The following is a 14,460-nucleotide window of genomic DNA, read 5'->3' as shown; positions in this document are numbered from 1 at the left end:
GGCAGAATTTTTACCACCTGTCTAAGTTCATTGATGAAGTTTCCATCAGTTTAAAAGCTGGGCACGGTGGTGCTGGTTCTGTCCACTTTCGGCACGAGAAATATGCTGAATTTGGTGGACCAGACGGCGGTGACGGAGGAAAAGGCGGAAACATCATCCTTCGCTCTCGAATAGCAATCCAGACTCTAGATAAATTTAGACCAGATAAAACATATGCAGCGGAAGTTGGCGATTTTGGTCGTGGACAGAAGCGTGATGGCAAAGATGGCGAAGATTTAGTTCTACTTGTTCCGATCGGAACTCAAGTAATTGACAAAGTGACTATGGAATGCATCTACGATTTCACAGAAGAAGTGGATTTTGTGATAGCACGCGGTGGTCGTGGCGGTAAAGGAAATACATTTTTCAAATCATCAACGCTACAAGCTCCCAAATTTGCTCAACCAGGTGAACCAGGCGAAGAAAGAGAAGTTTTACTTACTCTCAAATTACTTGCAGACTTAGGTATTGTGGGTTTTCCAAATGCTGGAAAATCTACCCTGCTCTCAAAAATTACAGAAGCCCAACCAAAAATTGCAAACTATAGTTTTACAACATTGATTCCCAATTTGGGAGTTGTGAAACGGCAATCCGATAGTTTTCGTTATACAATCGCTGATATTCCTGGAATCATTGAAGGTGCCAGTCGGGGCTTAGGTTTAGGATTGTCATTTTTAAAGCATATTGAACGAGTTAAAGGAATCTTATTTTTGTTAGATGGCTCGAGGCTTGAAATTGAGCATGATCTCGCCCTACTCCGCGCTGAATTGGAATCATACGATCCTTTGATCATGGAAAAGCCATTTCTTATCGTTTTGAATAAGGTAGATTTATGGGAAAGTGATCCTAATTTTACTGAAGAAATTATGAATCAATATTCTCAACTTGGGGAGATTGTTCCGATCTCTGCTGAGAAAAATATAAACATTGAATTATTGTTAGATAGAATTGATCAAATATTTTTCCCAATTGAAACAAATCATGAACGATCAGATATTTCATAAAATACAAAATGCAGAAATCATCGTTATCAAAGTAGGTTCTGCTCGAGTCTCTGGCGATAAGAATTCAGTTAATGATTTTCTCTACCATCTAGCGGGCGATATTCGAAGCTTACGAGATAAAGGAAAAAAAGTAATATTGGTGTCTAGTGGAGCAATCGCCCAAGGCAAAACCATTTTTTCTGAGACAAGTGAGCATAGTTTCACTTCACGCAAGACTACAATGGAAAAAGAGCAATCTCGAGAAGATAAATCTGATATTGGATCCAATAAAACTTTTGTAGATGAGATAGCTTCCACAACTAAACATAAACTTGCAGATAAACCAAGTCTTGCTGAAAAGCAAGCTCTTGCTGCATTGGGCCAAAACAAATTGATGAATTTGTATGAAAGATTTTTTTCGCAAGTGAATATACCCATTGCCCAGATTCTTTTTGGTAAGGGAGATATAGTTACCAAAGAGGGTCACAAAAACTTAGAAAATACTTTTCGTAAATTATTAGAATGGAATATACTTCCAATTGTTAATGAAAATGATTCCATATCCACTGATGAATTGAATCTTGGAGACAACGATTTTCTATCTGCAATGGTTGCAAGTCTTCTGAATGCTAATGTATTGCTAATACTAACAGGCGTAGATGGATTTCTTCGAGATGATAAATTAGTTCCGTTTTTGAATAAAGTAGAAGATGATGATATGAAATTTGCCTATGGGCCAACTGGACCTGGAACTGGCGGAATGACAACGAAATTGAAAGCAGCGAAAATACTTTTGGATTTTGGAATCATCACTGGAATTGTGAATGGCACTAAACCTAATTCTGTTCGAAATTTTTTTGAAGGAACGAATAAAGGAACTATCATAGCATCCGAGAATTTTGAACAAACGAGCCAAAATCAGAAAAATTGGATAGAGAGGTTTTTTTAATCATGAAGGATTGGACAGATTATACAAACCAGATTGCAAGTCGTGCATACAAAGCAAAGCGATCTGTTAAATCATTAACTACAAATGTAAAAAACAAAGTTCTAATTGAACTCGCTGATTCCTTGGTAGCAAACACAAAGCTTATTGTATCAGAGAACGAGAAAGATATTGAGAATGCAAAAATAAAAAAACTCAGTTCAGCGTTGACCGATCGTCTTCTGCTGAATGAAAAAAGAATTGCAGGAATCGCTGATTCTGTTCGAGAGATTGCTAACTTGCAAGATCCAATCGGACAGGTTGTACGCGGAGTGAATTTACCAAATGGTCTTGAGTTGGTGACAGAAAAGGTTCCAATCGGTGTATTGCTTGTGATCTTCGAATCTAGACCCAATGTTACCATTGATGTTGCTGCTCTTTCTTTTAAATCGGGTAATGTTTGTATTTTGCGAGGTGGCAAGGAAGCAGTTCATTCCAATACAATTCTTGCAAAAATTTTCTCAGATGTTTTAGCGAATAATCATCTTCCAGCAGACGCTGTAGTATTTGTGGAAGAAACAGATCGAGAAGTAATGGCTCCCTTGCTTAAGCTAGATAAGTTTATTGATATAGTTGTACCTCGTGGTGGTGAAGGTTTGATAAAAACTGTAGTCGAGCTATCCAGTATTCCTGTTGTGAAGCATGACAAAGGAGTAGTAAATCTATTCATTGATGAATCTGCCGATTTCCAAAATACTATTGATATTGTGATCAACTCGAAAGTTCAGAGACCTGGAGTATGTAATGCACTCGAAAATCTTATAATTCACAAAAAATATCCTTATACCAAAGAAGTAATTTCAGCTTTAAAAAATTCTAATGTGGAATTGTATCTAGATGAATTGCTCGCGAAAGATTATCCTGGCAATAAACTTGCGACTGAGGAAATCTATTCAGAAGAATTCTTGGATCTTCGACTGTCTTGCGCGATGGTTAATGATTTGGATGAAGCCATTCAATTCATAAATAAATACACTTCTGGACATACAGAAGTTATTCTATCGAAAGACTATTTGAATATCCAACGATTTAAGAAAGAAATTGATTCTGCGGGAATTTTCGTAAATTGCTCTTCTCGTTTCCATGATGGTGGAGAATTGGGACTTGGTGCCGAAGTTGGAATTAGTACGGGCAAATTGCATGTGCGAGGTCCAATGGGACTTGAGCACCTAACAACAACTACAACCTATCTTTCTGGAAATGGTCATGTCCGAGTCTAAGAGAATTGCTTTATATGGAGGAAGTTTTGATCCTCCACATTTAGGACATAGAAAATTAATAGAGTTTTATTTAGACAGATTTCCCTCAACGCATAAGGTTTTGATTGTTCCGAATCGACTATCCCCATTCAAAGAAAATAAATTATTCCTTCCAGAAGAATCATTGATATTATCGAAAATAAATTTCCAAGATATCAATCCAGAAAAAATCGAAATTTGGGATATCGAAATTCTCAAAGAAAATATCAGTTATAGTTATGAAACCATTCTTGCAGCCAAGAGTTTATATCCCGGATACGCCTTAGATCTACTGATTGGTGAAGATCAATTGGAAGATCTAGAAAACTGGAAAGCAATTGAGATTATTTTGAAAGAAATATCTCGTTTCGTTGTGTTTCGCAGGAATTCAGAAATCACGCAGACTGTTCCAATCCCTGTGAAAATGTTTAAAGAGAATTTTGAGATATTGGATAATCCATTATGGATTGTATCTTCCAGTGAATTTCGAATGTATCCAACTGGAGATGGAATCTATCCGCCAGTGTTTGAAGAGATGAAGAATATCTATTCATTAAAATACAATGAAAATGTTATAAAAAAATGGCAAGGGATCATGAAGGGTGAAGTTACTGAAACAAGGTTCAACCATTGCCTGCGAGTTTCTGACTTTGCAAAGCAATTGGCTTTGTCTCATAATTATCCTTTTCCAGAAAAAGCAGAAATCGCTGGTCTGATTCATGATATTACAAAACAAAAAACAGACAATTATCACTTAGATCTATTTCAAAAATACGGATTCAATTCCGAATCGATACCGAAGCAATCCTATCATGCGTTCTCAGCAAAATATAAGCTAAGAGAAATGGGAATTGAAGATAATGAAATACTAAATTCGGTGTCCTATCATACTCTCGGATCAGATTCAATGGGATTTCTTGCAAAAATTCTCTACGTTGCTGATTTCCTTGGTTCTGACTACGCATTAAAACATGAGGACCGTCAACTCTGGATTGAAAAATCCTTGATGTCATTAGAATTTGGAATGTTTATGAAATCTAGAACTACTATGAATGATCTGATTGCCAATAAAAAAAGTATTCATGCGAACACATTAGCTGTTTATAATATGTCGATCAATCAATTAGAGGAAATGTCATCATGATTAAAAATCGAACCCAATTTATCATTTTAGTGGTCGCAGCAACACTCGTTTTGTTTTCTTTGGTGCTTTTTGTATCCAAGCAGATGGGACATCTAAAGCTAGACAAACAAATCACTCAATTGAGAAAAGTTACCTTCCTTGTTCATGCAATGAGTGACGATGATGATTATTTTTTTAGCGTTCTCATTACAATTTTCCCCAAAGAAAAGAAAGTGGCATTGTTTTTTGTGAATCCACTTGCTAGTTTTGAATCCGAAGAAACCTCATTAGAAAAATTGAAATCAGGTGCGCCAAAAACTGTAGAGAATGAAATCGCTGATATTTTAGGATTTAATCCTAATTATACTGTTACGATTCATGAGAAAAATTTTAAGAAAATTATTGATTTTAGTGGTGGATTGCCTGTATTTTTTGAGCCCAAAACTGCTTTAAATACGGATCGATACAATCGCCCATCCAATGGATTTTATACTTTAGATGGATCCGATGCATACGACTATCTTACTGCCTTGTCATCAAAGAAAGCTCTTGACTATGTTGCAAGGCTAGAACGTCAAGAGAGTGCTATACTTTCTTATTTTTTCTATGTCCAATCGTTAAAAGAGACAATTAAAAAACCTTGGATATCATTTCTCTATTCATTAATTCAAACCAATTTAGACGAAAACGAATTTACAAATTTGATTGAATTTCTGATATCAGAGGATATCGGATTTGGAATTTCTGAGTTACCAGGTGAGCTAGTTGGAGTTCCTAATAAAGATGAATCACTACTAAAAGTGAGATCTGATACAGCAAAAATTGCTTATAAGAAATTCGAAGCAGATGTCTTATCAGAATTCTTCGCAGATTCTGAACGTGGCAGGACAGAAGTCCTAAACGGAACTCCAATCAATGGACTTGCTAAAAAAGCAAAGTCACTACTTGGTGAAAGAAGAATCAAAGTTCTTTCCGTAGAAAATGCATGGGAATCCGATTTCAAAGAAACCTTTGTGATCGATCGATCAGGAAATACTAGACTCTCCGAAAAAGTCTATTCCGCTATGGGTGAGAAGAATCGTTTTTTTGTAATTAGAAAAGAGTTGGGTTTAGATGTAACGGTCGTTTTGGGAGAAGATTTTGATAAAACAAAGCAATAAAAATTCTGATGTAATCGGAATATTAAAAGAAATAAAGCGAATTTTCGTAGAGAAAAAATGTGATGATATGCAATTTTTAGATTTGCAAGATGTAAATTCTTATCTAACCTATTTTGCAATTGCAACAGCTAAGACCAATACGCAAGCTAGGTCGGCTGCTCGTGATATTGATAAGTATATGAAGCCATTGCGTAAAGGAAAAGGAATCCAAAATCATCAATTGCCTTCCAATGCCGTCGGTAAAGATTCATCAGGATGGTTGCTATTGGACTACGGTGATATTTTAGTTCATATAATGGAACCAGACATTCGTACATACTATGATTTAGAAAGATTATGGGGTGACGCAAATTTTCTATCTCTGGAGGATTGATTTTTTTAAAGCGTCCAGGCTATGAACTGGCAATAGACAACGTCTATTCTGACAGATATATATATCCAGATTGGACGTTGGTTTTCTACCTTCCAAAATCGGAATAAGCTTAACGTCTTCAGAAAATGTCGAACTGGTTGAACTAACTATGATCTTACCCGGAAGGAACTCTTCTTTTAAAAACTGAATCACTTCATCATAATTGGAATTTTTTTCTTGGGCTACGACAACAATTTCTGATGCGAGTTCTCTTGATTCTAAATAAGTTTTAAGCATATGAGCATAGCTGATTCCTTGAGTAGATAGTTCCTTAGAAAAATATCGAAAAATATTTTCAGAATGAAACATAAGAATATCTGTATTAATTCCTAGACTCACTAGCGCGAGAAAGAAACGGACGGTCGCACTATTCCCTGATGGCTCCACAGAATCAAATCCGTCTATGGAACGTCGAATAAGGTCCGAATTATTTTTTTCAGTTTCATAGAATGGTCCGATGTCAGAAGAAAATTTATTGAGAATCCATTCACTGATTTTCTTTGATTTTGATATATATTGAATATCTTGCGTTGCTCGAAACAAACTCATTGCCGCAAGACCCAATTCGGCATAGTCAACGAGGGTTCCGGAATATTTACTTTCACCATCCCTATATCTGCGCTGAATTCCCAGATCCCAATTGATCAATTTTTCTTCTATAAAATTAAAAGTCTTACAAGCCAGGTTTATATATTCTTGGTTTTGAAAAGCGGCTCCAGAATATGCTAATGATTGGATATACAATGCATTCCAAGATGCTAATACTTTATCATCTCGTAGAGGTCGAATTCTTAGATTACGAACTTCAAGTAATTTATTTTTTACGATTTTGATTTTTTCTTGAAACTCTTTCGTATCAAACACTGGATTTTTATCCGAATCTTGATTTGGTTTTGAATGAAAAGTTTCATTGAGAATATTCTTTGAATCGAAATTTCCTTGTTCAGAAATATTCCAAAATTTTGTAAATAAGTGATAGTCATCTTCAAGGATTGCTTTGATCTCTTTGGAATCCCAAATGTAGAATCTACCCTCTTCTCCTGCACTGTCAGCATCCTCGGCCGATGCTATTCCTCCTTCCTTAGTTCGTAAATCTCTTTCAATATATTCGATAACATCGAGCGCAGCTTTTTTATAAAAATCTTTTTTTGTTATCTGCCAAGCTTCTGTTAAAGCCTGTAAGAATAATGCATTGTCATAAAGCATTTTTTCAAAATGAGGAACAAGCCATTCATGATCCGTAGAATAACGGCAAAGTCCACCACCTATCTGATCGTAGACGCCCCCTTTTTTCATTGCCTGTAAAGTAAGCTCTGCCATCTCTAGAGCATGAGGTTCATTGATCCATTGAGCAAATGCCATAAGGTAAGATAAGCCCATACTAGGTGGAAATTTATTTTGGTTATTAGTCTTAAATCCATAATAATCAGGATCAAAATACTGCTCAAAGAGTACATAAGCATTCTCAAACGCAAGCCTTTCTGGAAGTTCTAATTTTTCTGAATCTGAATTTTGATCTGAATTCAGGTATTCGGTTAATTGTTGGGCTGCATTCAACATCTCATCTTTATTTTGTTTCCAGTATTCTTGCACGGATTCCAGCACTTCAGGGAAACTTTTCATTCCATACCGAGCCTTTGGCGGAAAGTAAGTTCCGCCAGTAAGTGGCAATTTGTCGGGAGTTAAGAAAATATTGAGTGGCCATCCACCTTGCTGATTGAGAGCATGAATTGCGTCCATATAGATTCGATCCACATCTGGCCTCTCCTCTCGATCTAACTTGATTGATACGAAATTTTCATTCAGTATTTTTGCTGTTTCAACATTCTCAAAAGACTCTCTTTCCATTACATGACACCAGTGGCAAGTCGCGTAACCGATCGAAAGAAATATTAGTTTGCCTTCATTTTTAGCTTTCGTGAAGGCTTCATCACCCCATGGAAACCAATCCACTGGGTTATGTGAATGTTGTAGCAAATAGGGACTTTTTTCGTGGATCAGTCTATTGGTGTATTCCATTTATAGTGTTTTCTCTCAGTTTTGACTCTAGACCAGGGTCGAATATAAGCTTGAAGTTTCAATGAACAAAAATTCATTTTCTCTTGAACTATCGGATATGGTTTTCATATTGACAAACAGGAAGCTTTGAACCGAATTTTATGAACCTCTTTTACAATCGAAAGGCATCACTCGCGGTTCCTATTCTGTCGTTTTCGTTGTTGCTTTCGCTTCCTTCAAACTTGAATTCTGATGAATTTGATGAGCAGATAAGAAGAGCTGCGATTAATGAGTTGGAAAATCCTGGGCTAATTCTTCCTGAGCTTACTAAACAAAAAAAGTTAAATCTCACGATTGATCAAGCAGTACAATATGTAATTTCCAATAATTTAACTGTACAAAATGCAAAATTTGAAATTTTAAAAGCGGATAGTCCTGAACTAAAAAACGAATCCAAATTTATTTGGAAAATAGTTGGTGGAGTTACAGTTTTTAAGCAACAACTACCTCAGAACAATGTAAACCTTTTTCAAGGAACGAAAATTAGCCAAGATAGAATTTCTGCAGGAATTGAAAAGCAGTTTGCTCAAGGAACTTATTTCAAAGTAGAAGGATATACACAACGCTTCGACTCATCTGCATTTGAAGGTAACAATACTCCTAGTAGTTTTAGCATTCTAGCAATCCCTCCCCTTTATACAGGAGGTTTGAGTTTTACACTCTCTCAAGAATTATTAAAATACTCTTTTGGACAGTCAGAAGAGAATACAAAAAAGATTCTACGCAATCAAACAAAATTGAAAAGAGACGAGATGATCAATATTTTGACTCAGCTTGTTGTGAGTGTACTAATTGACTATTGGTCCCTATCGATCTACGACTCACAAGTTACAACTTATGAAAATTTACTTAAGAATACACAAGAGATTCGTAGCTTAACGATTCGTAAACAAGGCTTGGGCTTGTCCGAAAATTTTGAAGTCAATCAATGGAATTCAGTTTTGAGTAAAACTGAATCCATTCTGGAAAAAGCGAAAATTGAGAGATTACAAAAAGAAAGAGATCTTGTACGAATTCTCAATGTGGATACTAACTCATCAATTTCTGGTTTAACGGATCTGAACGAGAAACCTCCAGCTAAAGTGAACCTAGAAAAGGACATTGACTATGCTTATAGTAATAGGCTTGATTTAATTACCATTAGACGATCCAAAGAAATGGCGAAATTGGGGCTCGCCAATGCCGAAGAAGAAGAAAAACCATCTGTGAAAGCAAGCCTCACATATGGCAGTATAGCTCAGTCGGTATTGGGTCCTCAATACAACTGGTCAAATCCCAATCAGTCAGCCTATGCATTTTTATTTCCTCAATTGTATGCAGAAATGAAGATTGATTATCCTCTATGGAATGAAGAAACAAAAGCAGAAATTCGTGCAGCAGAAGTGGATATCGCCGATTTGGATATTGCCGAGAAGCAACTTCGCGACGGAATTCGAGATGAGTTAAAAGATAGATGGAATAATATTCAATCATCCTACGCAGTTCTACAAGAGACCAAGCAAACGCAAGTTGAAAATCAAAAATACTATAACGGCCTTTTGTCAAGATTTAGACAAGGTAGATACAATGCAGTCGTTGTTAAAACTGCACTTGATGCATTGGTTCAAACAGAACTTGCTGTAACTCAGGCAAAAATCAATTATAATATCAACCTTTTACGATATGATTTAGCAAAAAATTTCATATTTGAAAAATATGGAGTGGATATCTATAGAATTTTAGCTGAAGTGGAAAAGGAAGCTGTAAAGGCGGGTATGCCAAGTTCCGGTTCCCTTTTTGATGAGTCTAAATGACATGTTATCTAATTTAGTATCCGATCAGAGATATCAGGAAATGGTATCGAATCGACGAACCATTCACAAGCATCCGGAATTAAAATACGAAGAAGTCCAGACTGCAAAGTTTGTTGAAAAACACTTAACTACTTTAAATTTTACTTATGAAGGTGGTATTGCTGAGACTGGCATCGTTTGTTTGATTGATTCAGGAAAACCAGGCAAGACCCTACTGGTTCGTGCTGACATGGACGCACTTCCCATTTTTGAAGAGAATAATGTATATTATAAATCAACCCATGAAGGAATTATGCATGCCTGCGGTCATGATGGACATACTTCTATCCTCATGGGTTTAGCATCGGACTTACATGAAGATTTGAAATCTATAATTCCACAAGGTCGTGTTTTGTTAGTTTTCCAACCTGCTGAAGAAGGCGGAAGTGGTGCGGATCGAATGATTGAGGCAGGAATATTAGAAAAATACAATGTGGATGCCTGTCTTGCTCTACATGTTTGGAATCATATAGATATCGGTCGAGTCGGAGTGGTCAATGGAACTATGATGGCTTCGGTTGATCAATTTGAAATCAAGATCAAAGGAATCAGTGGCCACGGCGCTATGCCTCAACATACAGTTGACCCGATCGTTGTAGGATCTCATATAGTTACTGCACTTCAGACAATTGTATCTAGAAATACTGATCCGTTGGACTCTTGCGTTGTCACTGTCGGTTCTTTCCATAGTGGTAATGCTTTTAACGTGATTCCAGAAACGGCAACTTTAACAGGAACTGTTCGAACTTTCTCTAAATCTGTATATGAGTCCGTTCCAGAAAAAATAGAAAAATTGGTAAGAAATATTGCTTCCGGTTTTGGTGCTGAGATTGAATGGACTTATACAAGAATTGATAAACCTACAATCAATGATTCGAACATGGCTGATCTTGTTCGCAAGTCCGTAATAGAGGTATTAGGTGAAGATTCCCTTACAGAAGAAAATACAAGAACAATGGGTGGAGAGGATTTTTCTGCATTTCTTATGAAGGTACCAGGTTGTTATTTTTTTGTTGGTTCGAGGAATCCAAGCAAAGGGTTTACACATTCTCATCATAGCAGCTTTTTCGATTTTGATGAGGATGCAATGATCTATGGCCTTTCTATATTAAAGAAAGCAATTTGGAATTATCTTAAGAATTAGCGAAGGCTCTAATCTCTTCGATATCAGATAATTCTTTTGGTATCGCTTCAGTTAGATTGATTGGCTTCTTACCAGATACCAAAATATCATCTTCAATTCGAATTCCAATTCCCCTGAACTCTTTCGGTATAGTTTTATCATCTGGATCAAAATACAGACCTGGTTCAATTGTGACTATCATTCCATCAACCAACGCTCGATTTTTGCCTTGGATATAGTATTTACCCACATCATGAACATCCATTCCTAGATAATGGCCGATTTTATGCATGTAGAATCGTTTGTATTCGCCCGATTCAATATTCTTATCAATGGATCCTTCTAATATACCTAGATCAATTAGACAATCGACAAAAAACCGAATCGTTACATTTTGAATATCGTAAAATGGACGCCCAGATTGAACCATAGAGATTGCATTTTTCTGCGCTGCTAGAACAAGTTGGTAAATATGTGCTTGTGCATCCGAGAATTTATTGCTAACAGGAAAACAACGGGTAACGTCCGCAGTATAGTTTTTGATTTCTGCTCCGCTATCAACTAACACAATATCACCATTTTTCAGCATTGCATTGTTGGATACATAATGTAATATGCATGCATTTTTACCGCTAGCTACAATATGTCCATATCCCCCACCCCAAGCTCCTTCGGAGAGATATGCTTTCTCAAGAATTCCTTCCAATTCATATTCCATCATTCCAGCCTTTGCTTCATTGAAAAGCTGACTATGTCCGAGAAAAGTAATTCTCGCTGCTTCTTTAAGGATTTGGATTTCTTCTTGTGTCTTGATCAATCTCATCTCGTGTAAGAAACTCGGCTGCTCAATTTTTTCTGGACCAAATTTGCCATCTCTTGAACGAGAAGAAACTTTTTCTACGGCTTGAATAATTTCTGTATCACGAATGCTGTTCTTACCAAAGAAATAGAATAATCTAATTTTATTGCTTAATAAATTGGGTAAGGTTTTCTCCCATTCACTAATATCGAAAGCCTCATCTAAATTAAGGTATTTTTTTATTTTTGCTCTACCTAAGCGTATCCCTGTCCAAATTTCCTCGTCCTTATTCTTCGGAAGACAGAACATACATGAATAGTTTTTGCTTAAAACGAGTATTGAATCATGTTCTTCGATTCCAGTTAGATAGTAAAAGTCTGAATCTTGTCTGAATTTATATTCAACATCTCGATTTCTAATTTTATGAGAAGCTGCAAATAAAATAAGTAAATCATCGGACTCGAGTTTTGATTGAACTTTTTTAATTCTTTGTTGGAAAACAGAATAGTCTATTTCTTTCATAATTTCTCACTTTTATTGTAGATTCTATTTAGAATATTTTCAATTTTCGAAAAGAGGGTTTTTGGATCTTGATCTAGCATACATCTAAAATGTTTTTCGGGACAGATTCGTCCTCCGTGAATGCCACAAGGTCTGCAATCAAGTCCAGTTATCTCCGCTATTTCCTGATTTTCGACTAAGGTTGAATATCCAAATTCAGGAATCGTTGCACCATAAATCATCAATGTAGGAATATTAAATGCTGAGGCATAATGAATTGGAGACGAATCATTAGATACAATAATTTTACTTTTTGAAATCAATCCAGCAAGTTGAATTAGATTTGTTTTGCAAGCCAGATTCAGAAGTCTTTCTTTCCATTTCGGTTTTGATTCGATGACAGATTCGTAAATTGAATTAGTTAATTCTAAATCACTTGGAGATCCACTTAGCACAATTGCCAGATTGGTTCTTTCCAAAATGATTTTGCTGAGTTCTATGAATCCAGAAGAAGGATATCTTTTTGTCTCCCAAAGAGAAGATGGCGAAATGAGAATAAAATCCTGTATATCTTTGGATAATAAACTATTGACGAAGTTTATATCTTCGGACTTAGGATATAGATAAGGTCTTCTCTCCCGTCCTTTTGGGAATTCAATTGTATTATCATAAATCAAAGAAAATAATTTATCCACTTCATGCATTCCTTGCAGCGGACGGTTCACCTTTTTTGTATATAGAAAAGAAAAACCTGCCTGTTTGTAGCCAATTCTAACTTTTGCTTTGGTTAACCAGGACAGCAGACTTGATCGAAAGGAAAAATGTGGACTCAATACTAAATCAAATTTCTTTTTCCTGAGTTCATAAGCAAATCTTACAAAGTAGCTTACACTTTTCTTTGCTCTTTTCTTATCGAGCTGAAGTATTTGATCCAAATCTGGATTACCTTCTAATACACTTGCGGTTCCTTGATTAACCACAATGGTTATCTTCGAATTGGGATACAGCTTCTTCACCTGGTGAACGAAGGGAGTCGTCAGAATTAGATCACCCAAAAAGGCAGTTTGTATTATAAGTATATTTTGATATGCTTGTTTCATGATAAATGTTCCAAAATGGTAACAAAGTTATTTGTTGCAAGTCCACCTATGGAATGAGTTAATCCAATATTTAATTCTGGACGTTTATTCCAGAATCGTATAATTTCAGCTATTTGAGCGAGTCCAGATGCACCTACGGGATGACCTCTAGATTTTAAGCCACCGGACGGATTGATCGGAAGTCGATTGTCCGGATGGGTTTCTCCGTTTACAACTGATTTAAGTCCTTTTCCTTTTTCAAACATCCCGCTATCTTCCATTCCGATTATTTCAAATATTGTAAAAGCATCATGTAGTTCAGCGACTCTAATATCTTTTGGATTTAGTTTTGCATCTTTGTATGCTTTATCAAATGCTAAATTGGAAGCAGGAAAAGAATTATTGATAATTGATGAATCGACAGCAGCTGTTCCATATCCAAGCCCTCTAACTTTTACTTTGCTTTTATTCTTGGAAACAATTAATGAAACAGATCCATCAGATAGAGGTGAAATATCATATAGACATAGAGGGGAAGCAATCATAGGAGATTTTGAATAGTTTTCCCATGAAATATTTTTTTGAATTTGTGCATTTGGATTATGGCAACCATTATCATGTAATTTTTTCGACAGCGCGAATAGATCTTTTTTGGTATATCCGAATTCATGCATATATCGATTTGCTACTAATGCACCACCTTGTGCCATCGACATTCCGAGGGAAATTTGTTTCGGTGATAGAACTTTTCCAAGCAATAAATTATTTGCCTCCCGATCAAGCTTAGACATGATTTCCGTTGCAACAACCATCCCAGATTCAAACCTTCCCGATTCGATTAGATTGCATGCTAGATGAAATGCACTTGCTCCACTACTTGAAGCCGTCTCCGATCTTAAGCAGAATATTTCTGTTAATCCAAGACCTTCGGCAATTCGATTCGGGATATGGTATTCTCCAGTGTAATTTTCCGGACAGAAGGATGTGAAAATTAGAAATTCGATTTTATGATTTTGGAATTCACTGAGAGATTTTTTTGCAGTATTGAGACTCAGTTCAAGTACAGTTGTTGAATGCTTACCAAATTGACTCATTTTTGGAGCATGGATGTATACCTCAGGCATAATT

At 36.1% G+C, this 14,460-nt stretch carries 12 protein-coding genes; 8 read left to right on the top strand and 4 right to left on the bottom strand.

Annotated elements, in window-relative coordinates; all coding sequences use genetic code 11:
- Positions 1–17 precede the first annotated feature (17 nt).
- From obgE to rsfS, 6 genes are read left to right on the top strand one after another with little or no spacing between them, the layout of a single operon-like run.
- Positions 18–1,043, top strand: coding sequence for a GTPase ObgE (obgE, locus tag O4O04_RS11625; RefSeq protein WP_272536084.1), 1,026 nt, complete (start codon positions 18–20; stop codon positions 1,041–1,043).
- Complete coding sequence (proB, locus tag O4O04_RS11620) at positions 1,021–1,971, top strand: glutamate 5-kinase (protein WP_272531862.1); 951 nt, start codon at positions 1,021–1,023, stop codon at positions 1,969–1,971. The genes obgE and proB overlap by 23 nt, the downstream gene beginning before the upstream one ends.
- 2 nt (positions 1,972–1,973) lie before the next feature.
- Positions 1,974–3,227 (top strand): glutamate-5-semialdehyde dehydrogenase, encoded by a 1,254-nt coding sequence (locus O4O04_RS11615; RefSeq protein ID WP_272531861.1) that lies wholly within the window; start codon positions 1,974–1,976, stop codon positions 3,225–3,227.
- Positions 3,214–4,389 carry a bis(5'-nucleosyl)-tetraphosphatase (symmetrical) YqeK gene (yqeK, locus tag O4O04_RS11610; protein ID WP_272531860.1) on the top strand — a complete coding sequence of 392 codons (1,176 nt, stop codon included), beginning with the start codon at positions 3,214–3,216 and terminating at the stop codon, positions 4,387–4,389. The genes O4O04_RS11615 and yqeK overlap by 14 nt, the downstream gene beginning before the upstream one ends.
- The gene (locus O4O04_RS11605; RefSeq protein ID WP_272531858.1) at positions 4,386–5,528 is read left to right on the top strand and encodes an LCP family protein; all 1,143 of its coding nucleotides are present in this window, start codon (positions 4,386–4,388) and stop codon (positions 5,526–5,528) included. Before yqeK ends, O4O04_RS11605 begins: the two co-directional genes overlap by 4 nt.
- Positions 5,509–5,901, top strand: coding sequence for a ribosome silencing factor (rsfS, locus tag O4O04_RS11600; RefSeq protein WP_272531857.1), 393 nt, complete (start codon positions 5,509–5,511; stop codon positions 5,899–5,901). The genes O4O04_RS11605 and rsfS overlap by 20 nt, the downstream gene beginning before the upstream one ends.
- On the opposite strand, the gene O4O04_RS11595 is transcribed toward rsfS, so the two are convergent.
- Positions 5,884–7,959, bottom strand: coding sequence for a thioredoxin domain-containing protein (locus tag O4O04_RS11595; protein ID WP_272531856.1), 2,076 nt, complete (start codon positions 7,957–7,959; stop codon positions 5,884–5,886). The genes rsfS and O4O04_RS11595 overlap by 18 nt on opposite strands.
- Before the next feature lie 140 nt (positions 7,960–8,099).
- Here O4O04_RS11595 and O4O04_RS11590 point away from each other — a divergent pair, with 140 nt between their 5' ends.
- Together O4O04_RS11590 and O4O04_RS11585 are read left to right on the top strand one after the other, a co-directional pair.
- Positions 8,100–9,791, top strand: a complete 1,692-nt coding sequence (locus tag O4O04_RS11590) for a TolC family protein (protein WP_272531853.1) — start codon at positions 8,100–8,102, stop codon at positions 9,789–9,791.
- Between the two features lies 1 nt (position 9,792).
- The gene (locus tag O4O04_RS11585) at positions 9,793–10,974 is read left to right on the top strand and encodes a M20 metallopeptidase family protein (RefSeq protein WP_272531852.1); all 1,182 of its coding nucleotides are present in this window, start codon (positions 9,793–9,795) and stop codon (positions 10,972–10,974) included.
- On the opposite strand, the gene O4O04_RS11580 is transcribed toward O4O04_RS11585, so the two are convergent.
- Genes O4O04_RS11580 through O4O04_RS11570 form a run of 3 tightly spaced genes read right to left on the bottom strand, consistent with a single transcriptional unit; the run spans position 10,964 to position 14,459 of the window.
- Positions 10,964–12,274 carry an aminopeptidase P N-terminal domain-containing protein gene (locus O4O04_RS11580; RefSeq protein WP_442915891.1) on the bottom strand — a complete coding sequence of 437 codons (1,311 nt, stop codon included), beginning with the start codon at positions 12,272–12,274 and terminating at the stop codon, positions 10,964–10,966. The two genes, O4O04_RS11585 and O4O04_RS11580, sit on opposite strands and share 11 nt — an antisense overlap.
- The gene (gene waaF / locus O4O04_RS11575; RefSeq protein WP_272531851.1) at positions 12,271–13,353 is read right to left on the bottom strand and encodes a lipopolysaccharide heptosyltransferase II; all 1,083 of its coding nucleotides are present in this window, start codon (positions 13,351–13,353) and stop codon (positions 12,271–12,273) included. Before waaF ends, O4O04_RS11580 begins: the two co-directional genes overlap by 4 nt.
- Positions 13,350–14,459: a thiolase family protein gene (locus O4O04_RS11570; RefSeq protein WP_272536082.1), complete on the bottom strand. Its 1,110-nt coding sequence runs from the start codon at positions 14,457–14,459 to the stop codon at positions 13,350–13,352. Before O4O04_RS11570 ends, waaF begins: the two co-directional genes overlap by 4 nt.
- Position 14,460: the final 1 nt, after the last annotated feature.

The organism is Leptospira sp. GIMC2001 (assembly GCF_028462125.1).
GTDB lineage: Bacteria > Spirochaetota > Leptospiria > Leptospirales > Leptospiraceae.
Note: the sequence above shows the minus strand (reverse complement) of the source record. Positions and strands in the feature narration are given on the sequence as shown.